At 37.2% G+C, this 24,839-nt stretch carries 20 protein-coding genes; 13 read left to right on the forward strand and 7 right to left on the reverse strand.

Annotated elements, in window-relative coordinates:
- The first annotated feature begins 140 nt into the window (after positions 1–140).
- Entirely contained in the window at positions 141–1,508 is a 1,368-nt protein-coding gene (locus AC13EX_RS07680) for an exopolysaccharide biosynthesis polyprenyl glycosylphosphotransferase (protein WP_482892218.1), read from the forward strand.
- Between the two features lie 103 nt (positions 1,509–1,611).
- Here the strand turns inward: AC13EX_RS07680 and AC13EX_RS07685 are convergent, their stop codons facing one another.
- Positions 1,612–1,776 (reverse strand): hypothetical protein, encoded by a 165-nt coding sequence (locus AC13EX_RS07685; protein WP_482892220.1) that lies wholly within the window; start codon positions 1,774–1,776, stop codon positions 1,612–1,614.
- A 121-nt stretch (positions 1,777–1,897) separates the two neighbouring features.
- A complete protein-coding gene (locus AC13EX_RS07690) occupies positions 1,898–2,809 on the reverse strand; it encodes a universal stress protein (RefSeq protein WP_482892221.1) in 912 nt (303 codons plus the stop codon).
- A 165-nt stretch (positions 2,810–2,974) separates the two neighbouring features.
- Between AC13EX_RS07690 and AC13EX_RS07695 the strand changes: the two genes are divergently transcribed.
- The 3 genes from AC13EX_RS07695 (at position 2,975) to AC13EX_RS07705 (ending at position 8,473) form a co-directional block, all read left to right on the forward strand.
- The gene (locus tag AC13EX_RS07695) at positions 2,975–3,526 is read left to right on the forward strand and encodes a 2'-5' RNA ligase family protein (protein WP_482892222.1); all 552 of its coding nucleotides are present in this window, start codon (positions 2,975–2,977) and stop codon (positions 3,524–3,526) included.
- A 528-nt stretch (positions 3,527–4,054) separates the two neighbouring features.
- Positions 4,055–7,033 carry a SusC/RagA family TonB-linked outer membrane protein gene (locus tag AC13EX_RS07700; protein ID WP_482892223.1) on the forward strand — a complete coding sequence of 993 codons (2,979 nt, stop codon included), beginning with the start codon at positions 4,055–4,057 and terminating at the stop codon, positions 7,031–7,033.
- Between the two features lie 12 nt (positions 7,034–7,045).
- Positions 7,046–8,473, forward strand: a complete 1,428-nt coding sequence (locus AC13EX_RS07705; protein WP_482892224.1) for a RagB/SusD family nutrient uptake outer membrane protein — start codon at positions 7,046–7,048, stop codon at positions 8,471–8,473.
- 184 nt (positions 8,474–8,657) lie between these two features.
- Here AC13EX_RS07705 and AC13EX_RS07710 read toward each other — a convergent pair whose 3' ends face one another.
- The gene (locus AC13EX_RS07710) at positions 8,658–9,149 is read right to left on the reverse strand and encodes a DUF6702 family protein (RefSeq protein WP_482892225.1); all 492 of its coding nucleotides are present in this window, start codon (positions 9,147–9,149) and stop codon (positions 8,658–8,660) included.
- A gap of 89 nt (positions 9,150–9,238) precedes the next feature.
- On the opposite strand from AC13EX_RS07710, the gene AC13EX_RS07715 reads away from it, so the two are divergent.
- Positions 9,239–9,820 carry a HupE/UreJ family protein gene (locus tag AC13EX_RS07715; protein WP_048642001.1) on the forward strand — a complete coding sequence of 194 codons (582 nt, stop codon included), beginning with the start codon at positions 9,239–9,241 and terminating at the stop codon, positions 9,818–9,820.
- Positions 9,821–9,933: 113 nt separating this feature from the next.
- Positions 9,934–12,261, forward strand: a complete 2,328-nt coding sequence (locus AC13EX_RS07720; RefSeq protein ID WP_482892226.1) for a M1 family metallopeptidase — start codon at positions 9,934–9,936, stop codon at positions 12,259–12,261.
- A gap of 784 nt (positions 12,262–13,045) precedes the next feature.
- On the opposite strand, the gene AC13EX_RS07725 is transcribed toward AC13EX_RS07720, so the two are convergent.
- Positions 13,046–14,278, reverse strand: a complete 1,233-nt coding sequence (locus AC13EX_RS07725; protein ID WP_482892227.1) for an ammonium transporter — start codon at positions 14,276–14,278, stop codon at positions 13,046–13,048.
- A 56-nt stretch (positions 14,279–14,334) separates the two neighbouring features.
- Positions 14,335–14,673, reverse strand: a complete 339-nt coding sequence (locus tag AC13EX_RS07730) for a P-II family nitrogen regulator (protein ID WP_048642004.1) — start codon at positions 14,671–14,673, stop codon at positions 14,335–14,337.
- A gap of 378 nt (positions 14,674–15,051) precedes the next feature.
- Here AC13EX_RS07730 and AC13EX_RS07735 point away from each other — a divergent pair, with 378 nt between their 5' ends.
- Complete coding sequence (locus AC13EX_RS07735; protein ID WP_048644485.1) at positions 15,052–15,951, forward strand: nucleotidyltransferase family protein; 900 nt, start codon at positions 15,052–15,054, stop codon at positions 15,949–15,951.
- 167 nt (positions 15,952–16,118) lie between these two features.
- Positions 16,119–16,538, forward strand: a complete 420-nt coding sequence (locus AC13EX_RS07740; protein WP_482892228.1) for a DoxX family protein — start codon at positions 16,119–16,121, stop codon at positions 16,536–16,538.
- On the opposite strand, the gene recF is transcribed toward AC13EX_RS07740, so the two are convergent.
- On the reverse strand, positions 16,532–17,647 hold the full coding sequence (gene recF / locus AC13EX_RS07745; protein ID WP_482892229.1) for a DNA replication/repair protein RecF: 1,116 nt from the start codon (positions 17,645–17,647) through the stop codon (positions 16,532–16,534). The genes AC13EX_RS07740 and recF overlap by 7 nt on opposite strands.
- Before the next feature lie 104 nt (positions 17,648–17,751).
- Here recF and pdhA point away from each other — a divergent pair, with 104 nt between their 5' ends.
- On the forward strand, positions 17,752–18,774 hold the full coding sequence (gene pdhA, locus AC13EX_RS07750; RefSeq protein WP_482892230.1) for a pyruvate dehydrogenase (acetyl-transferring) E1 component subunit alpha: 1,023 nt from the start codon (positions 17,752–17,754) through the stop codon (positions 18,772–18,774).
- Between the two features lie 110 nt (positions 18,775–18,884).
- Here pdhA and AC13EX_RS07755 read toward each other — a convergent pair whose 3' ends face one another.
- Positions 18,885–19,505 (reverse strand): SRPBCC family protein, encoded by a 621-nt coding sequence (locus AC13EX_RS07755; protein ID WP_482892231.1) that lies wholly within the window; start codon positions 19,503–19,505, stop codon positions 18,885–18,887.
- A gap of 151 nt (positions 19,506–19,656) precedes the next feature.
- On the opposite strand from AC13EX_RS07755, the gene AC13EX_RS07760 reads away from it, so the two are divergent.
- From AC13EX_RS07760 to AC13EX_RS07775, 4 genes are all read left to right on the forward strand, one after another.
- Complete coding sequence (locus AC13EX_RS07760) at positions 19,657–20,796, forward strand: hypothetical protein (protein WP_482892232.1); 1,140 nt, start codon at positions 19,657–19,659, stop codon at positions 20,794–20,796.
- A gap of 261 nt (positions 20,797–21,057) precedes the next feature.
- Entirely contained in the window at positions 21,058–21,642 is a 585-nt protein-coding gene (locus AC13EX_RS07765; protein WP_084011739.1) for an RNA polymerase sigma-70 factor, read from the forward strand.
- 3 nt (positions 21,643–21,645) lie between these two features.
- Complete coding sequence (locus tag AC13EX_RS07770; protein ID WP_482892233.1) at positions 21,646–22,623, forward strand: FecR domain-containing protein; 978 nt, start codon at positions 21,646–21,648, stop codon at positions 22,621–22,623.
- A gap of 34 nt (positions 22,624–22,657) precedes the next feature.
- The gene (locus AC13EX_RS07775; protein ID WP_482892234.1) at positions 22,658–24,424 is read left to right on the forward strand and encodes a peptidase associated/transthyretin-like domain-containing protein; all 1,767 of its coding nucleotides are present in this window, start codon (positions 22,658–22,660) and stop codon (positions 24,422–24,424) included.
- The last annotated feature ends 415 nt before the right edge of the window (positions 24,425–24,839 follow it).

Below are 24,839 nucleotides of genomic sequence, written 5' to 3' on the forward strand. Positions count from 1 at the left end.
GAAATACCCCAAAAAGTGGCCATTTTTGCAGTACTTTTGTGTTGAACTGTTCGATATTAGTAATTTCGGTTTTATACCGTTTGAAAATAATAATTGGATGCTTTGATTTAATGTTAATGATTTTTAATTGAAACACTTTCATGGCAAAACGCTTTTATAAATATTTCCCCTCACTGTTTATCTCAGTGGAGCTTTTGGTGATGTTTATTGTACTTGGACTGTTGATAATTTTAAGTGCTCAAAGTGATTCCTATTCTCAAAATTCCCTTTTGGATGTAGGTTTGTTCGGTTTGGTTTGGCTGGGAATTGTTTTGGTTAGAAAGGATTATAAGTTATCCCGAACTTCGGTGTATTGGGATACCCTCAAGCAATTTCTGGTCTCCTATGTTTGGGCAATTTTAATATTTTTTATCCTGAGAGAACATTTGTCCTCATTTTACACCTTTACTTTAAATTTTTATTTGTTTCCAGCAACACTCTCAATGCTAATGTTTTTTAGGATAGGAGTTCATATGGCCTTGCGAAGGTATAGAATGAGCGGAAGGAATTATCGCAAAGCTGTGATTTTAGGTAAAGATGAATGGGGTAGCCAACTGGCCCGAACCTTGGAGAAAAACAAAGCTTTTGGCATCAAATTCTTGGGCTTTTTTGATGATGAAGTTAAGGGAGAAAATGTACTTGGAAACTTTGATCGTTTTTTTAGTTTGTATGGAATAGGGTCTTTGGATTTGGTTTACCTTAGTCAAAAGATGCCGAGTAAGTTAATCCAGCAAATAGTTGATTTTGCTGATGAAAACCATTTTAAGGTAAAAATCATACCAGGGCCACCATTACAATGGAATAAAAAAATGAGCTTTAGCAACTATGGTTCTTTTGTAGTTGTAAACTTAAATGAAATCCCTTTGGATAGGTTGGGTAATCAATTTTTCAAACGCTTCTTTGATGTTTTGTTTTCGATAGTTGTGATCTTATTTGTCTTTAGTTGGTTGATGCCTATTATTGCCCTATTGATCAAGCTTGAATCCAAGGGGCCGGTTTTTTTCTATCAAAAAAGGACGGGAGTAAACAATAAGGTTTTTACTTGTATCAAATTCAGGACAATGAAAGAAAACCCTTGGTCAGACACCTTACAAGCTTCTAAAAATGACCCAAGAGTAACCAAAGTGGGGAAATTGTTGAGGCGATTCTCCTTGGATGAACTGCCTCAATTTATCAATGTCCTTAAAAATGAAATGTCTGTAGTAGGCCCAAGACCACACACTGTTCCTATGAATGAAGTTTTTGAGAAACGATTGGAAAAATACAATAATAGACATTGTATAAAACCAGGGATTACTGGTCTGGCACAAGTGTTAGGCTATCGCGGAGAGATCTCTAGCCATTGGCAAATAAGGTCAAGAGTTAAGCTAGATTATTTTTATGTCCGTAACTGGTCTTTTTTCCTTGACATTAAGATTGTCATAAAAACCATGAATCAAATGCTAAGCTCAGGAGAAGGCGTCTATTAAGAGGGGGTTAGAATTGAAGTCTAGGAACAATGCCTCTTTTTTTACCTTTTCCATGAGGTGTATGGGTTAGGGCAAGGATGGCTTCATTTTTTAATTGGGTTAATTAACTGAATCCGCCAATAATTCTGTTTGGTTCCACTCCATAGACAATATCCCTTCTATCAGATGAAGGGCTATTGTCTATTTCGGGTTTAGGGATTTTTGTAAGGTTTAACCAATATGCAATAGACATGCTATTACGTGCTGAAATCGCTTTAAAATCAGCCACTTCGTTGCTGTTTTCAATTTCACCATAGCGGTGCTATGCTAAAATCTCCAAACAGTCTGATTTTCTTGCGATTGCGACACTCATTACGAATTCTATTACATAATCCGGGTTTAATTTTTTATCAGATTCTGAATAGCGCTTCTAGAAAACCCATGTTCTCTCCTTTCTCTTTCATTACCAGCATAGGGATGTCATGGTTGCTGTTTACTAGTTTTTCGGCAACGCTTCCCAGTAATACCGCTGCAGACCTAGATCTTCCTCTACTTCCTACTATCAATAAGTCTGTTTTAATAGAGTGGGCAAAGTCCATAATATTATCGGCCTCATCTTTTTTATCATGAAGGATAAATGTGCACAATAAGTCCGGGAGATCATTTTCTTCCAAGAAGGCTTTAAAATCTTTTTTAGCATTCTCCAGCATAATGGTAGCAAACTCCTCGAAGGTTTTACCCGTTTTGCTATAGCCACTAGGTACTGTATACATGTGGCAGCATTGTAAGGTAGCATTGGTTTTTTTACTTATTTCTAAGGCTAACAGAATGCTGACTTTTGAATGCTTTGAGAAGTCTATAGGGAGCAGAATATTGTTTATCTGCCCTGTTGGTGGAGTCTCTGGAAGTAAGAGTACTGGTCTTGGGTATTTTTGGGACAAGTTTTTAACCAAGGAGTCAGAAGGGGTTTTCCCCTTTTTTCTACCCATTATTAAAAGGTCTGTCTCTTTGATGTTGCACCAGCGAAGCATGTTTTCTTGGGGATTCCCTTCTTTTACGATGATTTCAAAATCGAAATCTAATTCAGGCTTGGTTTTTTCAATTTCATATTGAATTTGGCTTTCAATGGTTTCATCTAACGGCGCTAATAAATCCGGATAAGCAGATGTTACCTCTTTGGGTAGTATTAAACTCTTCGAAAAATGAATAAAATATACTTTTTCTATATCCAAAATAGGGACAAGTATCTTTATGTTAGAGATCAATATCTCATCTAAATGAGATAAGTCTAACCCTACCATGACTTTCTTGAATTGCTTCATTGATCTTACCTTTAAATCAGTTTTGCGTTTGAATTGTGAATATGGTAAAATTTTATGAATTTAACTTTTTGATAGCTTCTTTGAAAGAAGTTTTTCTTCAAATACTAAAAATAATGCCAAATTGACTGATTCACTAAGGTCAAATCATTTAGCTAAATTATTGTCATGCCAAAAGTAATGGGGAAATATTTCCTTGCCATTGTACCCGATGAACCAATAAAGGGAGCGATTACAAGTTTGAAGGAGGGTTTACAAGCATCTTTTGGAATCAAGTACGCCCTTAAGTCGCCTCCGCATATTACATTGAAGATGCCATTTGTCCACAATGAAAATAAGGAAAAAGAGCTTCTGCAAACATTAGGGAGGTTTTTTCTAAAGGAAAAAAGTTTTTCCTTGTTGCTGGGAGGGATAGGGGCATTTGGGAATAGGGTAGTCTTTATGAAGGTAAAGTATCCTCCTGAGTTTAAGCATTGTCAAGAGCGTCTTAGGGATTTTACAAAAGCTGTCCTAAAAAAGAACATTGAGTTAAGTGATTCCAATTATCATCCACATATGACATTGGCTTTCAGAGATTTTAAAAAGGATCAATTTGAGCCTGTGATGGAGTACTTGAAAATGAATAATATAAGGTGCCAGTTCAAGGTTAGTCAGGTGGCTTTGTTAAAGAAGGTTGATGGGGATTGGGTAGTATTAGAGTACATTAAGTTGTCCACCTGAGCATTAATAATTGAGGATGAGGGAGCTTGCATTAGGTAAGGGAGCGTTCCCATTTATTACTTATCGAATTATTTTCAAATTTTTTTAGAAATAATAAAATTCTGTATTTGGGTTGATTACTTCTATATAATACTGAAAAAAGATTTTACATTTTTTTATTGATTTACAAATTCATAGAATAAGTTTTATGAAAAATAAAATAACCATATAATATTTTGTTAAATATTCTAATTTAGAATGATAATTAATTTACATGAACGGGGAAAATAATGTTTTAATAAATAATATTATATTTGTACGTTTTAAAATTATAAAATAATAGAATATTAACTGAATAATAACAAGTAAATAATATTATTCAATTATTTTTTTCAGATTCAAAAAAGTAAATTTTTATTTCGCCTAATTCCACAAAATATTTTGGTTTTAATATTGCATTATCAGTTATATATCATTTTGTTTTTATAAATAAATTGATGGATTTTTGCATTATAAACATTGTTAAAAAACCTTAATCTATTATTAACTATGAAGCGAGTTTTACTTAGCTTAACATTTTCCATGTTAGCGGTAATCTCTTTAATGGCCCAGAGTAGGGTGGTATCGGGAACGATTACCTCTGAAGATGAGCCAAATGGGATACCTGGAGTGAATGTGAGTGTGAAAGGAACGATGGTGGGAACCATTTCAGATATAGATGGTACCTATACCTTGACGATTCCTGAAGGATCAAATGTATTGTCATTTAGTTTTGTTGGGTTTATGACTCAAGAAAGAGTAATTGACAATCAAAGCCAAATTGATGTGTTTTTAGAGCCTGATGTAAAAACATTAGGGGAAGTAGTTGTGGTCGGATATGGTACCCAATCCGCTAAAATGTCTGTTCAAAGTATTTCTAGTTTGGACAATTCTCAAATAGAAAGAATGCCAATCTTTACTGCTCAAGAAGCCTTACAAGGGCAGGCAGCAGGTGTACAGTTGACTGGTACTTCCGGTGTAGGTGGTGCGCAGCAAAACATAAGAATCAGAGGGGTTGCCTCCTTGACGGCTGGAGGTTCACCACTATTTGTAGTGGATGGAGTGCCTTTGAATGATGGCAGTAGTGGAGATTATGGTAATGAATCAGGGGCTGTTGCGCTTAATCCTTTAATGGAGCTTAACCCAAATGAAATTCAGTCTATTTCTGTATTGAAAGATGCATCCGCAGTAGCAATTTATGGTTCTAGAGGTGCCAATGGCGTCATTCTTATCGAAACCAAAAAAGGAAAAAGTGGCGCCTCAAGGATCAATGTGGACTTTTATAGAGGGGTGCAAAACCCAACTACACTTAGGCCTTATATGTCTTTACAGCAATACAATCAGTATAGAGCTGATAGATCTGGAAATCCTGTAAGTAGTTTTCCTCAAACAGGTTTTGATTGGCCAGAAGCTGTTATTGAGCAGGGAAAAATTTCTAATCTGAATGTTAGTGCATCAGGAGGAAGTGACAATACTACCTACTTTATTTCAGGTACTTACTTTATGCAGGATACTTACGCTTTAGGAAATGAACTGGATAGGTTTAACGGAAGGTTAAACATGACACATAAGTTTTCTGATAAAGCAAGATTTGGAGCCAATGTAGGTTTAGCAAAAACTTACAATGATAGAATTAATTCGGACAATAGTACTTTTGCTCCTTTAACTTCTGCCTTTCTACATTTGCCATACAATAAGCCATTTGATGAAAATGGCAATTATACAAGACTAGGTTTTGTCCCTAACTTATTGGCACTTGCTGATTTGGCTCAAACGGACTACATCACGCGTAGAACAACAGCCAATACTTATTTTGAATTTGATATTCTTCCTGACTTGACTTTCAAAACGGATTGGGGAATTGATCAGATTCAAACAGAAGAAACCATGCGCTATCCAGATATCATTGAACCTACTGGTCAAGGATATAAAAGGATAATTCAAGATTACAAATGGTTGAGTACAAATACCTTGAACTACCAAAAATATTTCGGTAATGACCATTATTTAGGAGCGCTTTTAGGTTATTCTTATGAGCAATCAGATTTTGCGAGTATGACTGTAGAAGGTTCAGGTTTTGTGAGTGATAAATTGCCTAATGTGGCTTCTGCAGCAACACCTACTATTACAAGTGCAACTGGTACTGGATGGAAACTTGCTTCTTACTTTGCAAGGGTAAACTACCGATATAAAGACAAATTGTTATTTGAAGGAAGTGCAAGAAGAGATGGCTCATCAAGATTTGGGATGGATAATCGCTATGGTAACTTCTGGGCTTTATCCGGTGGATGGGTTCTTTCAGAGGAGAAGTTTTTGCAAAACAATAGCTTCTTGGATTTCCTTAAAGTCAACGCAAGTTATGGTACTGCAGGAAATGACAGGGTAGATAATTTCGCGTCCTTAGGCCTGTACCAGGCAGGAAGTTTAGGTGATTATGGTGGTAGTCCGGGTATTTACCCAAGCCAGCCAGCCAATCCGACTTTAGGATGGGAGGAATCTGCACAGTTTGATTTTACTTTGTATGCTACTATGTTCAATAGTAAACTTGACGTAGAAGCTTCAGTGTGGAACAAACGTACTACAGGTTTATTATTAGATGTACCTATCCCTTATACTACAGGATACACAAGTTATGCGCAAAATGCAGGTACTATGCGTAATCGAGGAATAGATTTAATGATAAACTCTTTGAATGTTCAGTCATCAGGGTTTGAATGGAGAACGATTTTGAACGTAGGCTTCCTTGAGAATGAAGTGCTTGACCTTCCTGGAGCATCTGAGGATAGTGAAGGTAGAAGATTTGTTCAAGGATCATCTAGTCAAAGAGCCATTGAAGGGTACTCTGTTAACACTTTTTACCTAGTGAGGTATAGTGGGATTAATCCTGAAACAGGCGAAGCTGAGTGGTTAAATGCAGACAATGAACCTACGACAACATACAGTACCAATAACAGAGAAATTATTGGATCTGCTATTCCAAGAATTTCAGGTGGTTTGACCAATTCTCTGTCTTATAAAGGGCTTGAGCTTTCTGCCCTGTTTACTTTTACTGAGGGAAACTACATTATGTTTGATGACCTTAGGTTCTTGTATAATCCAAACAACCTGAACTCGTTTAACCTTGATCCTCAATTGTTGAATTATTGGACAGAGGACAATAGGAATAGCTTTGCTCCTAGATTAGACGGTGATACGCAGTCTAATTTTGGTCAAAGATCAACCATTCACTTAAGAAAGGGGGATCATATTCGACTTAGAAATCTTTCACTTACCTATAATATTCCAGCTAATATTCTGGAAAGAACAAAGGTGTTAAGAAGTGCTCGAATTTATGGGATGTTGCAAAACATGCTTACTTTCTCAAGTCTTGAGGATGGCTTAGAGCCTGAAATTAGCGGGAACGGTAGTGACAACCAAATCCAAGGAGAATCCTTCTTTACTCCTGCTCAGGCTAAATCATTTACTTTGGGTGTTTCATTAGGATTCTAAAAAAGCTTAACAATGAAAAATTTAAAAACATTATTATTTATAGGATTGTTGGGAAGCCTTTTCTCTTGTGAAGATTTAGAGATTGATCCCCAGCAGTCGCTTTCGACAGAACTCGCTTTTGCTGACAAACAAGCAGTAGAAGGGTCACTTCTTGGCGTGTATTCTTTGACCCAGGAATGGGAGGTATTTGGCTCTTTGCCACAAGTAATTGCAGACTTTCAATCTGATAACGTGAAATTCATAGGCTCTTTTCCTACGCTTCAGGAAATTAGTATCTATACTACCCAAGCGGACAATGTTTCGATCAGGGATTTATGGAAAGCGCATTACCGTGCAATTTTAGCAGCAAATGCAGTTGTTGCCTTTACCCCTGATTCACCAGATGAATCCTTGACAACAGAAGAAAGAAATCAGTATGTTGCTGAGGCAAAATTCATGCGTTCCTTATTGATGTTTCAATTGGTTAATCTTTTTGCTCAGCCGATAAATGTAGGTGGGGAAGACGCCTTGGGTGTTCCGATTGTTACGGATGCGTTTTCAGGAGAAATTGTTGCTTATCCTAGAAATACAGTAGGAGAGGTCCATGATTTCATTATCAATGAACTCGAAGGTATCGTTGCAGATTTGCCTGAATCTTACGAAAGCTCTGCCTTCACTAGAGGAAGGGCCACTAAAGGTGCTGCAAATGCTTTGCTTTCAAGAATTCACCTTTATAGAGGAGAGTGGCAGTTGGCTGCGGAAAAAGCCAAAGCAGTTTTAGACGCTGATGCAGTATATGGGCTTGCTTCCAATTATAGTTTTTGGGGAGAAAACAACAGTGAATATGTGTTTTCAATTCAAAACTCTGAGATTGATAACGGAAGAACTGGCTCAGGGGGTTGGGGCTCCTATTATAATTCTGCCGAAGATGGTGGAAGGGGAGATACGCCGTTTTCTGATTATCTAATAGCAGCTTATTCTGATAATGACAAGCGGATTACCAATCTTTCAAAGGAGAACGTAAATGCGGAGGGAGTTTCTTTATTGTATACTACAAAGTTCCCTGATGTAGTTACTCATTCTGATAACTCTCCGATTATAAGGACTACGGAAGTAGTGCTAAACAGAGCCGAGGCATTGGCCCAACTTGATGGTATCAACAATGAATCTTTAGACTTGATCAACGAATTGAGAGAGAGAGCTGGACTTGATGCGTTAAATGCTAGTGACTTCGCAGACAAAGAAGCTTTTATTGCTCAAATTCTTGAGGAAAGAAGAAAAGAATTGGCTTTTGAAGGGCATAGGAGAATGGATCTGCTTAGGAACAATCTACCACTTAGACCTGAGAGTGATACCTACTTTGACGATTCTAAGCCTGGACAAAATAGAACCATACTTCCAATTCCTCAAAGAGAATTAGACATTAACGCAGGTTTGATTCAAAATCCTGGTTACGAATAAGTTTATTAATTGAATCTAGGCTATCCAATAGAGGTTGAAATACTTGTTCTCGGTCGGGTATTTATTGTTCCAATAATTGGATAGTTTATTGCCTATTAGGATTGAAATGGCCACTCTCATTAATTGGGGGTGGCTTTTTTCTTTATTTTGAATGAATTAGTTCGTTTGCGGCCTTTCAGTAATCTTAGTCCAGTTTAAGCGTGCCACTAAGTTTGTCCTTTCTAGTGATAAGGCTTTTAGGTTGCCGATTTTTGTAAAAATTCACGATGTTTTGCTGGGTGGGAAAGTCATCTATGAGAATAGAGTTATGAATATTGATCTCTAAAGGATCTGGTATTTTTTCTGATTCCATATAAAACCAAGCAGCATCTTCTTCTATTTCATAGCCCAGATAGGCGAGTTTAACTTTCTTTCCATTGACCTCCAACTTGTTGTTGCTTAGAATATATTCCTTAATCAAGCTTTCTAATTTTTTTGAATTCGCTGGTTTAAGGAAATTCACCTGGTCCCCGGATGCAATAGTCAATGCTTCTTCCATGTCATTCCAAAATATCTTTTGAGCGATTTCTATTTGCTGTCGCTCTTCGTTGTAGTACATGTCTGTCAGGCTAATATAGAAAGGATGTGTTTCCAGCCCACCAGACATTAGGAATAAGATTAATTGAATTACGAGCATTAAAGGAGTAGTTTTTGTAATATCTGCGAATTATGCGTTAATATTACAACAAAATTTTAAAACCTAAAGTAAATTAATCAGCTTATTCTATGAACCAATTTCAGTTGTATTTTAATCTTGGTATCCAGCATATTTTGGATCTTAAAGGTTTTGATCATATTCTTTTTGTTTTGGCCTTGGCGGTAGTGTACATGATTAAGGACTGGGGAAGAATCCTGGTTTTGGTGACTGCGTTTACCATAGGTCACTCCTTAACATTGGCTTTAGCTACCTTAAAGGTGATTCAAATCAATACAGATTTGGTGGAGTTTTTGATTCCTGTTACCATTGCTATCACGGCCTTGTCCAATATTTTCAAGCCAAAAAGCTCTTCGGGAAAGGGGATTCAAATCAATTATTTGTTTGCACTCTGTTTCGGATTGATTCATGGTCTTGGTTTTTCCAATTACCTGACTTCCTTATTGGGAAAAGAGCAATCCATTTTTACTCCTCTTTTGGCATTTAATATTGGACTTGAAATTGGGCAGGTAGTTATAGTTGTGCTGTTTCTATTGACCTCAACATTGATTACTGGGATATTCAGAATTAATAGGAAAGAGTGGGTATTGGTTATCTCGTCTATGATATTTGGTATGGCCATAATGATTCTATTAGATAGTGTTTATTGGTAAAATCTTAGGGAATAAACTCTTTTCCATAAAGTGAATTTGAGGTAATTTCTTTATATTCATCCATTATCTGTTCAGGCCTATTGCCTGTTGTTATTAGTAAAATTTTATTTACCATGAAGCATATTGTTTTCTTTTTCCTGCTTTTTACAATCATAAGATTTGGAGCTGAAGCACAAATCGACACACAAAGACACGGTAACAGGTTTGAGCAGCTTGGTACCACACTTCGTTCTCCCAATGTGTACCGTACAGCCTCAGGGGCCCCCGGTCACGAATATTGGCAGCAGAGAGCTGATTATGAAATTGAAGTTGAACTGAACGATGACAATCAGTCCATCACTGGTAAAGAAAAGGTTATATATTACAATGAATCTCCTGATCCATTGGATTACCTGTGGTTACAATTGGATCAAAATCAAAGGGATAAAGATTCAGAAACACCAAAAATAGCCAGTAGCAAGATTGGGCCAAAAATGAATCTAGGGCAATTGGAAGATATCATTTGGCATGATATGGATTTGGGACTAAAGATTTATTCTGTGACTGACGCAAATGGGAAAGCGATACCGGCGACAGTGAATTTGACCATGATGCGCTTAGACCTTGATCAACCTTTAATGCCTGGAGAGAAGTATGAATTTAATATTTCTTGGAGTTTTAATAGCCATGACCGAACTGGTTTTTTAGCTACACGTCCAGGATATGAGTATTTTGAAGAGGATGGGAATTATATTTATACCGTAGCAGAATGGTTTCCAAGGATGGCAGTTTATTCTGATTTTGAAGGTTGGCAAAACAAGCAATTTGTAGGGAGAGGAGAGTTTGCATTGGTCTTTGGGGATTATAAAGTAGCCATTACTGTGCCCTCAGATCATATGGTTGGGGCTACTGGGGTATTACAAAACCCGGAAGATGTGCTTAGTCAAAAAGAAATGGATCGGTGGAATCAAGCCAAAACATCTTTTGACGAGCCGGTAGTAATTCGTACCCAGTCTGAAGCTGAAAAACTGGAGAAAAATAAGTCAACCAAAAAGAATACCTGGATTTTTCATGCAGAAAATGTAAGGGACTTTGCCTGGACTTCATCCAGAAAGTTTATCTGGGATGCCATGGCAGTTCGCTTAGAAAATGGCAAAGAAGTAATGGCCATGTCTTACTATGCCAAGGAGGCAAATCCACTGTGGGGGCAATATTCTACCAAAGTGGTGGCGCATACTTTGAAATCCTACTCTTCCAGAACATTTGATTATCCCTACCCTAAAGCGATTTCAGTGGAAGCTTCCAATGGTATGGAATATCCTATGATTTGTTTCAATTACGGAAGGCCGGATAAAGATGGAACCTATACAGAGGCCATCAAATACGGCATGATCTCCGTGATTATCCATGAAGTAGGTCATAATTTTTTCCCAATGATTGTCAATTCTGATGAAAGGCAATGGACCTGGATGGACGAAGGGCTTAATACCTTTCTGCAATTTTTAGCTGAGCAGGAATGGCAAAGGGATTATCCATCGAGAAGAGGTCCGGCACATAAGATTGCACCTTATATGAAAGGTGAGAAAAGTCTTCTGGAGCCAATTATGACCAATTCTGAAAACATTGTTCAATTTGGACCAAATGCTTATGCAAAACCCGCCACTGCACTTAATATATTGAGGGAAACAGTGATGGGTAGAGATCTCTTTGATTTCGCGTTTAAGAAGTATGCTGAAAGGTGGATGTTCAAGCACCCAACACCTGATGATTTCTTTAGAACCATGGAAGATGCTTCTGCAATTGACCTAGATTGGTTTTGGAGGGGATGGTTTTTCGGAACAGACCCGGTAGATATATCTATTCATGAAGTTAAGTGGTATAAGATTGACAGTCGGAAGCCTAATGAGGTAAAGGCTGAAGAGAAGAAAGCCTATGAGCATGAAGAGTCTTATATTTCAAGGACCAGAAATAAGGAGGATATTGGGCAAACAGTTTTGGAGCGGGACCCTAAGGTTGGAGATTTTTATACAAGCTTCGATCGTTTTAAGGTTTATCCTGAAGATGAAAAAGAATACAAGGCCTATGTAAATCAGTTAAGTGCAGAGGAGAGAGAAATGCTTGAAAGCGGACTTAATTTCTATGAAATTTCATTTGAGAACATAGGAGGTTTGGTTATGCCTATTATTCTTGAGTTTCAGTATGCCGATGGTACAAGTGAGGTAGAAACCGTTCCTGCTCAAATTTGGAGGATGGATGAGTATGAAGTCACCAAGGTTTTTGCCAAACAAAAAGAAGTTGTGCAAATAGTGGTGGACCCTTATCGTGAAACAGCAGATATCGATGAGTCCAATAACTACTGGCCGAGAAAGTTTATGCCTTCTAAATTTGAGATGTTTAAGCAAAGACCGGCAAGTAGAGGTACTTCATCAGGTCCTAGCCCTATGAAGAGGGAAAATAAATAGTGCTTATTTAGTGTTTAAAAGAACGACAGTAGTCGTTCTTTTTTTTGTCCCTGCAAATAAGGTTATATCTGTTGTGCCTTTTGTGGTGTTAAATTTATGCGTTCATACCGGACAGGTTCATCTAGGAAATTAATTTTACCCTGCGGGAGCAAGTCGAGACAATATATATATTCTTCTCCTAAGCTTTAACCCTAGATGTGCAATAGGCTTTCCATTTGGTGTCGAAGTCCCTGGTAGGAAAAGATTAGTACAGAATTTCTGAGGTTAATAATAAGGTGTTACATTTTTCAATGTCTTAGAATTCGGGGAATAAAACTTCCGAACGCTGCCTTTGTGGGCTGATTTTTAGTTTGATTTGAGACTTTAGGTGAAAAGTTGGGTGGTTATTATTGAATGCCTTTACTTTTCAATTTGCTTTAGTTCTATGTCTGTATTGGGTAGTAAGTAGTAAAAATCAGTATTTCAGCCTGCTATGTGAAAAGAATGGCATGTCTATTTATCCAGAAATATGCAATAGACAATCTATTACATCCTGAAATCGCTTCAAAACACCCAATCGTTGCTGTTTTCAATTTCACCATAGCGGTGCTATGCTAAAATCTCCAAACAGCCCGATTTTCTTGCTATTGCAACACTTCCCGTAAACACGGGACAGGCATCACCCCTGACCTTGTCAGGGCGGAGAAATTCTATTACATAATCCGGGTTTATGGAATTAGCACAAAAAAAACAGGCAGATAATACCTGCCTGTTTTTCACTCTTTATATAGCTGTAGTCTGAATATTATTCTTTTGTTTCAAAGTCTGGATAAGCATGCATACCATGCTCATTGATGTCAAGACCTTCAACTTCTTCTTGTTCATCCACTCTAATTCCAACAGTTTTCTTCAAAGTATAGAAAACCAAGAAGCTAAAAGTTATACAAAACGCACCGATGGATACAATACCGATTAGTTGTGATAGTATTTGGGATGTACCTGCAAGGTCACCAAAGATACCTACTGCTAAGGTTCCCCATATACCGCAAACCAAGTGTACTGCAATGGCTCCAACAGGATCATCAATTTTAATTTTGTCAAATAAGACAACTCCGAATACTACTAGTATACCACCTATAAAACCAATTATTACGGCTTCAGTAGGAGACATTAAATCTGCTCCGGCGGTGATACTAACTAGTCCTGCCAATATACCATTCAATACCATTGTGATGTCATAGGCTTTGAATTTTAGGTAAGAGGCCAATAAAGCTCCGAAAGCACCTGCTGCAGCGGCAAGAGATGTAGTTACAAATACAAGAGATACTGTTCCAGGGTCAGCAGATAATACTGATCCTCCATTAAAACCAAACCAGCCAAACCACAATAAAAATACACCGAAGACGGCTAATGGAATGTTGTGTCCAGGTATCGCGTTGGTTATACCGTTTTTGTATTTACCAATTCTTGGGCCTAAAAGATAGGCGCCAATAACAGCTCCCCAACCTCCAACTGAATGGACAATAGTGGAACCCGCAAAGTCATAAAATGGAGTAGAAAGTGCATCTAGGAATCCACCGCCCCATTTCCACATACCTACAATAGGGTAACAAACGCCTACATACAATAGAGAGAAGAAGATGAATGGTCCAAGTTTAATTCTTTCTGCAACTGCACCTGAAACAATTGTGGCAGCAGTAGCAGCAAACATGGCTTGAAAAATGAAGTCAGTAAAAAATGTATATCCTTCACTATATGCGCTAGTGTCCCATCCTTCGGGTAAGCTAAGGCCTAGTCCTGCAAAACCAAAGATTCCTCCGGCGAAAGCTTCACCTGGATACATTAAGTTGAAGCCAACAAATGCGTAAGTCAAAAGCCCTAAAGCTGGGATGATTGTATTCTTAAAAAGAATATTAACAGTGTTTTTGGCCCTAGTAAGTCCAGCTTCCAGTGCGGCAAAACCCAAATGCATGATGAAAACCAACATGGTTGCCACCATTATCCATAGGTTGTTTATGGTAAATAATTCCTGAGTCATTTAATTTATGTTTTAAATAAGATTTTTAATCGTTCTTGATTTGAACTGAACAAGGATTACAAGGCATTCTCCCCAGTTTCATCATTTCTAATTCTGTAGGCTTTTTCTACGTCGTAGACAAATATTTTTCCATCACCTACTTCGCCTGTTCTTCCTTCATTTAGGATACATGCTATTACCTTTTCCTCAAGGTCATCCTGAACTACTATCTCTAGCTTGGTTCTAGGTATAAATGTAGGTTCATAGGCTACTCCTCTATAGTGCTGCATTTTTGCATGCTGTAGCCCCATTCCTTTTACTTCATAGAAGGTTAGAAATTTAACCCCTAAACCCGAAAGGCATTTGTGAATTTCGTCAAATTTCGAAGTTCTAATTAAAGCTTCAATTTTTTTCATTTTTATAACAGGATTAATATTTCATTAATAATTATAGAATTAAAAAATTTATCTATTGCAAAATTAATAATCAAGATCTTATGAACCAACAAAAATTTATAAAAAAATGATAAAAAACGTCAAAATGGGTAGAAATGTAGCTTAAATAAGTAAAACTATCGGTAAAAATCGGTAAATTGGTGTAATATGTACCCAAATAGTTGTAAAACTATGTAAAAACTAAATTCAAAAGGTTAATAACTAACCATATTGTTGGGTCTGGTTAGGTGGTCTATTACTAAATTTTTCGAGAATTTCTCTGATGACATTTTTAAAAAAATTAACTTTGTAGCCAATAATTCTTTTAGTAAAGTATCGCCAATAACTATTTTAATGACAATGAAAAAACCAACACTTTTAATTTTGGCTGCTGGAATGGGTAGCAGGTATGGTGGAGACAAGCAAATCGATGGCTTTGGACCAAATCAGGAGACAATTTTAGAATATTCTATTTTTGATGCAATTCGTTCAGGATTTGGTAAAGTGGTTTTTGTTGTAAGGCAAGAAATACTTGAAGAAAGTAAAGAGATTTTTATACCGAAATTTGGAGCGCTTATTCAGCTTGAATTTGTTGTTCAATCATTAAAGAATCGAGTTCCTGAAAAATTTCAGGATCCTGAGAGGAAAAAACCTTATGGAACCGCTCATGCCTTGCTTTGTGCTAAGGATGTGATTAATGAACCTTTTGCAGTTATAAATGCTGATGACTTCTACGGAGAAGAAGCTTTTCAAGCACTTGGAAGCTTTTTGACTAATGAGGTCAAATCAGACCTTCATTGTATGGTGGGATATGCTATAAAAAATGTTTTATCAGAATACGGTACTGTAAGTAGAGGTGTTTGTGATGTTTCACCTGAGGGTTTTCTTACAGGCATGATAGAGCGGACCGCAATTTCTCAGAAAGAAGATGGTATATTTCATGAAGCAGATGGAGAGAAATTAGAAATTTCAGCAAACAATCCTGTTTCCATGAATTGCTGGGGATTTCATCATTCGATCTTTGAGGAGACTGAAAGACTTTGGCTTGACTTTTTGGAAGAAAATAAAGGTGAGCTTAAGTCTGAATTTTATATCCCTAAGGTTGCAAACTCTATTATTCAAGAGGGTTTAGGAAAAGTGAAAATACTTGATGGAGGAAAAATTTGGTTTGGAGTGACCTATTCTCAAGACAAAGAAATTGTAATGGCAGAATTAAAAAAACTACACTCTGAGGGAAGTTATCCAGAGAAACTCTGGTAGTGTAATGAAAGCCTTATTTCCTTAAGAATTGGCTTCAGATGGTATATTCAAGTTATTATAAACAGCAGGCAGGTATAAAAGTACCTGCCTGCTGTATTTGCTTTTATTTTTTTATTTAACTTTAGCTTTCTAGATTTTTGTAAAACTAAAAAGTTGCCTATCGGCCTATGAAAAAGATTGTTTTCTCTCACACTCCAATAGCTTTGGATTTAGGTTTGCTTCTGCTAAGGGTCGGTACCTCTCTAATGTTGGTGTCGCACGGTTGGTCAAAAGTGATCCATTTTAGTGAGCGACTTAATAGTTTTGCCGATCCGATAGGCTTAGGGCCAGCAGTATCTCTACAATTAGTAATATTTGCCGAGTTTTTCTGTGCGATTTTTTTAATCTTAGGGTTTATGAGTAGGATTATCTTGATCCCCATGATTATCAATATGGCGGTAATTACTTTTTTCGTGCATGCGAGCAGTGGGTTTGACAAACAAGAACTACCATTGATTTACCTTCTTGTCTTTATAGTGCTTTTACTTTTGGGGCCGGGAAAAATATCCTTGGACGGAAAGATATTAAAAAAGAGAAATCGCTATTGATTAAGTTCTATTTCATTAATCGTATTATTAGAAATTGTGAAAGTGCGAAATTCCGAAGTGATCTGACTAAGGATCTCTCTGGATCTTTCTGGCCTGGCATCAGTAATAAATAGCTGTCCAAATTCTTTATTGGCAACTGCCGCTATCAAATGGTGAATCCTGGCATCATCAAGTTTATCAAAAATATCATCCAATAATAGAAGAGGCTTTGTGCCTTTTATTTCTTTGAAAATATAAAACTGAGCCAGCTTAAGACTGATTAAGAATGATTTCTTTTGTCCCTGTGATCCAAATTTTTTGATCTGTTGCTCATCAAAGGTGAAAATGAAGTCATCTTTATGTATACCAAAGCCGGTTCTTTTGAGTATTAAATCTTTTTTTAAGTTGTTTACAAAGTCCAACTTGAAGTTTTCATTGTCTACTTGGCTTTTGTATTGAATGTCAACCCTTTCTTTAGCACCAGAAATATTCGCATAATGCGTATTAAAATGAATCAAAAAATTCTTGAGGAATTGCTGCCTAGTTTGGTAGATCTTATAGGATAATTGGATTAATTGTTCGTCGTAAGGAGCCAATTGTGACTTGTCATGTCTTTTTTCTTCAGCAAAACGCTTTAATAGTGCATTCCTTTGTTTTAAATATTGCTGATACCGAATAAGCCTTTGCAAGTAGTTTTGATCCGCTTGGCAAATCATACTATCAAAGAATTTTCTTCTCTCTTCACTTCCTCCATTGATGATTTCCGTATCATCGGGAGCAATGATCACCAGTGGAAGAAGGCCTATGTGTTCACTGAGTTTAGTATAGGGTTTGCTATTGATTTCAATTCGTTTTTTTTTGCCTATTTCAAAAAAACAATTGACTCCCAGCTCTTTTCCTAAGAGATCAAACTCTCCTTTTATAGTGAAAAAATCCTTTTCATGCCTAATATGGTTACTGTCTCCAGGTATAAATGCACTTTTGGTAAGACATAAATAATGTATGGCATCCAAAAGATTCGTCTTTCCTGCCCCATTTACTCCAAAAAAACAATTAACACCTTGATCAAAAACCAAATCCAGATTCTGGAAGTTTTTAAATTGGATTAATTTTAAGTTTTTTAGGTACATGGCTTTTTCACAGGATGTTTTTTACTATTTTCGTAAAAGGTCTCAAAATTGCTTTGATTTCATTATATTTGGGGCCAAAGTTAGCATATTTTATAGAATACGGTATGGCAAAGAAGAGTTCTAGTACAAGTAAATCTAAAGTAAAATATTCCAAAGAGACCTATCTGACGTGGTTTGAAAGCATGTTGCTTATGAGGCGTTTTGAAGAAAAAGCAGGACAGCTGTATGGCCAACAGAAGATTAGGGGTTTTTGTCACCTATATATAGGTCAGGAGGCATGTGCTGCCGGCGCAATCTCTGCACTCGAAAAAGAGGATAAATGGATAACCGCATATAGGTGTCATGCCCAACCATTAGGTTTAGGTACTGACCCAGGCGCTATCATGGCAGAACTTTTCGGTAAAGCTACCGGAACCACAAAAGGTAAAGGTGGATCCATGCACGTTTTTGATAAATCAAAAAACTTTGCTGGAGGTCATGCAATTGTAGGTGCTCAAATACCTATGGGATTGGGGCTTGGTTTTGCTGAGAAATACAAAGGCACCAAAAATTTATCCATTTGTTTTATGGGTGATGGAGCAGTAAGACAAGGGGCATTTCATGAATCCCTTAACTTGGCCATGCTATACAAAACACCTGTCATTTTCGTGATAGAAAACAATGGTTATGCAATGGGTACTTCTGTAAAACGTTCTTCTAATGTAGATGAACTTTACAAATTAGGAGAGTCCTATGACATCCCTTCCTTCCCTGTAGATGCCATGAATGTGGAAGAAGTTCATGAGGCAGTGAAAGAAGCAGCGGAAAGAGCGAGAAAAGGAGATGGGCCTACATTGTTAGAGTTCAGAACATATAGGTACAAAGGACATTCAATGTCTGATCCCCAAAAATACAGAACCAAGGAAGAAGTAGAGGAGTACAAACAAAGGGATCCTATCGAGCAAGTAAGAAGCACGATTTTGGACAACAATATCCTTACTGAAGATGAAATAAAGGAAATTGAAGCTAAAGTGAAAAAGCAAGTAGCTGAAGCGGTTAAATTTGCTGAAGAATCTCCTTGGCCTGATGGTGAAGATGCATTCAAAGATGTCTATGTTGAGGATGATTTTCCTTTTGTAAGAGAATAGAACGCTGAAATAGAGCAATATTTAAAACCATTCAGAAATTATTCTGAATGGTTTTTTTATGCTTCTGAAAATTAGAAGTCAAGTGCCTAATTCGGGTATAATTGGTCTAACTATATTTCTTCAATGGTGCTTTTTAAAGTTTCCATAGTTGTCCATAAATTTTTTCTAATAATTGGATCTACTATCCACCTAGGCAAGCCTTTTTCTGGAACTGATATAATGTGGTACCGTAGAAGGCTGTGGTCTCTCTTATCAATGATTTCCCACCTACCTTTTAAACCTGTCATTTGTACTAGGTCTTCTCCTTTTGAAAAAATCCTGCTCTCTTCTGTTCTAAAGAGTATGGTGCTTCCCTGTTCAGTTTCGATAAGTTGATTGTGTAAATAACATTCTCGATCTGATAAAGGGAATGGAAAGCTGTATCTAATATAGCTGATCCAGGACTGGTTTTCCGTTGCTTTGATTTTATAATCTAGTGTGTTTTCATTCCACTTTTCACCATATTCTTCTTTAGTTAAAACCTCTATAATATTTTTAGTTGGAGCATTGATTTCAATTGTGAATTTTACTTCACGGCTTTTAGTGCCATTTTTCATGGTTATCCATCTTTCATAAAAAGAAATCCCATCCCCTTTTTTAATCAATTGGAAATCAGTGCCAGAAGTATCCGTAGCTGAAACAAAAAAGAAGGTGAGTATATAAATTGGGATACTAATTAAGAATGCGTTCATATGTGTAATTGTTATTTTTTTATAGATGCGTCTATTGTTACTAAGACACCCAAAGAAGGATTCACCCTTACTTAAAAAAAATAATAAATAAGAATAGGGGTAAAACCCAGTAGTGTTGTCAAACATATGAATCGAAAAAAATGAGAAAATTATGAGAATTTATAACTCGAAAATAAAAACCATAAGTCTATTGTTCTTACTTGTTTGCTGTACTTTATTCAATAGCTATGCACAAAATGAGCGGCCTGCTCATCTTGGATTTATTTATCCCATTAGTACCAATGGCTTGGATGCGGCTAAATTTTCCAATAACCTTAGTATTCATGCGCTCGCAGGTCTTTCTGGTGGGGAAAATGGATTGTCAATTTATGGTCTGGCGGGAATGGTTCAGGGCAATGCTACTGGTTTGCAGGTTGCAGGTCTGTATTCTAAACTGAGAGGAGATTTGACAGGAGTGCAGATTGCAGGCCTTATGAATCAGGCCCAAAATGCAAATAATGGAGTCCAGATAGCCGGTATTGCTAATTTTTTAGAAAAAGATACCCCTGTACAGATAGCCGGCATTTTAAATAAAGCAAGAAATGTGCAGGGATTCCAAAATGCTGGAATAGTTAATATTTCAGCCTTAAATAGGGGTGCTCAAATAGCAGGAATAGCCAACCTTACCAAGAAAATTGAAGGTGCTCAAATTGCTGGTATTTTTAATGAAGCGGAGAATGTTAAAGGTATTCAAATCTCAGGGATTGTTAATAAGGCAAAAAAGGTTGATGGAGTCCAGCTGTCTGGTATAGTTAATATTGCAGAGAGTAGTGACTATCCAATAGGAATTATTAATCTCATAGAAGATGGTGAGATAAGGATAGGGCTATCCTCTGATGAAAATCTAACGACAATGCTAAGCTTTAAATCTGGAGGTAGAAGATTGTATGGAATTGTCGGTATAGGGTCCAACCTTCAATATGGGAATCTTCCATATGCGTTAGAAGCTGGCTTAGGCTTGAAGGTGCTTGAAGGTAATCGTTTTCGTCTGGACATAGAGGGCACGAACATGTTCGCTACTAATTTCAAAAAAGGCGGGGAATATACAAGATCGGGAATCAAGGTGTTACCGGCTTTATTAATTTCGCAAAACCTGCAAATCTTTGCTGGCCCTAGTTTGAATTACACGCATACCAAATATTCTAATGGAAATGATTTGTCTGGGATGCAATTGTGGAGTCGTGAAAGAAGAGGAGTTTACAAGGCCGTTCACTTGGGTGTTACTGCTGGTGTAAACATTAGAATTAATTAATTTGGGTTAAGGTTGAAGCAGTTGATTTCTCTAAGCTTGCAATGCTTCCACTTATTAAAGATCGGGATGGCAAAGAAAAGTCAGGAAATCCTATTGCCTAATCCGGGTTTAAGGATTAAATTACCTTGAACCCGACCTATAATATCTTAAAGTGGCTCCAGTAGAAATCAAGTTTCACAATTATTTTGGCCAAGGTCCAAGGGTATAGTGTGGGGTAGGTGTCTTATTATTAGAGGAAGGTAAACTTAATGATCAGGATTGGTGACAGAAATTACTAATGTAAATAAGGACTTACCACAGATAGTGGATGAGCGGGTGTTTGAGGAGGTTTTTAAAAACCACTTTAAATCTCTTTATGGTTATTCGCGTGTGTTGGTTAAAGATGAAGTTGTGGCCGAAGAGGTGGTTCAAACCGTTTTTCTTAAACTTTGGGAAAGGAGGGAAGCCGTGGATATCACTACTTCTATCAAAGCCTATCTCTATAAGGCAGTGTATTACGACTCACTAAACTATCTCAAGCATGAAAAAGTAAAGATGAAACACAGGGAAAGAAAACAGCATGAATTTGCAGGGGATAGGTCTATAGGAACAGTGGTCGATAACCCCGGAGAGGAGAAGGAAATTCAAAACAAGTTGAACCAGGCATTACAGGTTCTACCTGAAAAATGTCGAAGGGTGTTTCAGCTAAGTAGATTCGAAGAGCTTAAGTACCATGAAATTGCAGACAGATTGGGTATTTCTATAAAAACTGTGGAAGGTCACATGGGCAAGGCCCTAAAAACCTTAAGAGTGGAATTGGCAGAATTTCTGCCAGTTATTATAATTCTATTGGCAGATAAATTTTAAGTGATGGAAGATAGCTTACTTATAAAATACCTGCTTGAAGAGACCAGTCCAGATGAGGTTACAGCAGTGGAAGCATGGATTGAGGCAGACCCTAAACATAAGAAACATTTCCAAGAGTTTAGGTGGGTTTGGATAAAGTCTAAAGACTTGGTTCAGGCGGATAATATGGATGAAAATGCTGCATGGGAGCGCTTTCAAGTGTTTCGTGAGGCAAATCAAAAAAAACCACAACCAATAGCTCAACAGCGGTTTTTAACTTCTGCTTGGGCAAGAGTAGCCGCAGCTTTTGTACTCCTTGGTGCAATCACGGCAATAGTTTTGTCCTTTCTTCCCCATTCTGGAAAGGCACTTTATTCCAATGTAGCTTTAGTGGCAGATCAAGAAACTGTTAAAGAACTGCTATTAGATGGTACCTTATTAACGCTTAATAAAAATGCTAAATTATCGTATAGTCAGAAATGGTTGGGAGATAATCGACTCGTTAAGTTGGAAGAGGGTGAAGCTTATTTTGAAGTAGAAAAAAATCCCAAAAAGCCTTTTGTAATAGCAGTAGATGAGTTGGAAGTTAGGGTTTTGGGGACTTCTTTTAATATTAAAAAAACCGATGAAAGAATCACTGTGATAGTAGATGAAGGTGTCGTACAAGTGAAAACAGGTACGGATGAATTGTTGCTACAAAAAAACGAAAAGGCCGTAATCAATAATGATAACGGAACCATTGAAAAGAGTGTTTCTACCGATCAATTGTTTAAATATTATGTAAGCAAGGAGTTTGTGGCAAAAAACCTCAAATTGACAACACTTGTGGAGGCCTTGAATGCCGCTTATGATAGCGAGGTTGAGGTTTTGTCAGCGCGGGCAAAGGAAATGTCTATTACCACCACCCTGTCCTATGGATCATTGAAAGACAATCTTGAGATTATCCGCCAAACACTAGGGGTAACTGTTTCTCAAAAGGGAGACAATGTAATTATAGAATAATTCTTTACCTTCGAAGGGTCTGTTGATTATCGTTATGATTTTTAAATTTCGTGTTTTTTTTCTTTTACTTATCATTTGCCTAGCTTCTCCTAAAATCGTTAGTGCGCAGGACTTTCTTTTGAATGAAATGAATTATGTGGCTTCTAATCAAATCCCTTTAGGGGATATAATGGATGAGCTATCGAAGGAACAAGGCTTTTATTTTTCCTACCAGAGCAGCTTGATCAACCTGAATGAACCAATCACGGTTCCTTCCTATGAAGGGCAAGTGGAAGGGTTTCTTCGGGTCCTTTTAGGAGAGGACTATGAGTTCAAGGAGCATGACAAATATGTAATCATTAAGTATGCGCCAGGCAAATTGGATATTGATCTGGAAAAAGGGAATAAGTCCTCAATTCTTAGAGGGAAGGTCAAGGATTTTCATAGTGGTGAACCAGTTCCTTTTGCTAGTGTTTATGAAAAAAACACTCTGGTTTCCGCTTTGTCAGATGAAAATGGAGATTTTGAGTTTAAATTCAAGAAGCAACCCAATGACCTTATATGGCTGTGCATTAGTAAAGAAGCTTATCGGGACACCTCCTTTGTTATCTTGCCTACTGTTGATGTAGGGTTAAGGGAAAAGCCGAATAAATTACGATTTTATCCGGAAAATGGGGTCGCTGAAGCAATGGAGAACAGTGCTTTGGGACGCCTTTTAATTGGGTTTAGGCAGCGTGTACAGCGACTTAATTTTGGAGGGTTTTTCGTGGAAAGCCCTATGCAAGTATCCTTTACACCGGGCTTGAGTTCTCAGGGGATATTTAACAGTCAAATGATTAATAACTTCTCCTTGAATATTTTAGGGGGTTATACTGCCGGGGTGGAAGGATTAGAAGTTGCTGGGATTTTCAATATTAATCAGAAGGACGTTAAAGCTTTTCAGGTAGCGGGAATTTTTAATATGACAGGTGGGGATGTGGAAGGTTTTCAAGCCTCCGGAATACATAATTTTGTGTATGGTAATGTAAGTGGATTTCAGGTTGGAGGTATTTATAATCACGTGAAAGGTGATGTAAATGGTGGGCAAGTTGCAGGAATTTATAATTTCACTGATGGCTCATCAGATATTCAAATTGGAGGATTGTTAAATAGAACAGCACAAGCAAATGTTTTACAAATAGCAGGTTTGTCTAATCATGCAAATACCAGTACAGGTGCATTTCAAATAGCAGGGTTAAATAATTATTCAGAAGGAGAAGTGAGTTTTCAGATCGCTGGTCTGGTAAACATGGCAGAGAATGTAACTGGTGCTCAATTTTCAGGATTAATTAATATTGCCAAGTCTAGTGATTACCCTATCGGGTTGATTAATCTCATAGAAGATGGGCAAAAAAGTTTGTCTGTGGGTATCGATGAGACAGGGTTAGGACAAATTATTTTTCGATCTGGAGGAAGAAAATTATACGGCTTAATTGGAACAGGTATAATGGAGCAGTCAGAGAAAACCATGTACGGGTTCGATTTTGGGCTAGGTTTGCATGTTTATAAGAAAGAGAAAACAGGAATGGATTTCGAATTTGTTAATAGGCAAACAACAGACTTTTCTGGTTTGACAAACAATTCAAGTTTTTTTAGATTAATCCCTGGGTATAAGTTCGGAAATCATTTTAAGCTTGTTGCAGGTCCGTCTATTGGGTTTACTGCTTTTGACAAAAACTGGACTTACCCAAGTCCCGGTTATGTGATAGCAGAGAGAACCACAACCAATGGTAGGTATTCCTTGCATTCTGGTTTTTATGCTGGTATACAGTATTCATTTTAATTGACGGAATCGCGGTAATCCTGTCATTTAGAGAAGTAGTATTATAGTCTGTTAACTGTTCTATTTTTATATTTTGAAGGATATGAACTGGGTTTTGGCTCTTTTTCCCTTACTTTTAACCCGGATTATGTTATAGAATTTCTCCGTCCTGACAATGTCAGGGGTGAAGCCTGTCCCGTGTTTACGGGAAGTGTTGCAATCGCAAGAAAATCAGGCTGTTTCGAGATTTTAGCATAGCATCGATATCGTGAAATTGAAAACAGCAACGAAGTGTCTGATATTAAAGCGATTTCAGCACGTAATAGATTGTTTATTGCATATTTCGGGTTTAACCTTTAAAAATTTCCTATCCTGAAATTACATCAAAACGCTTATTAATGCTCAAATAAATGCCATTAGAACGGTAAATTTCTGG

It is taken from the genome of Cyclobacterium sp. L-R (genome assembly GCF_056859355.1).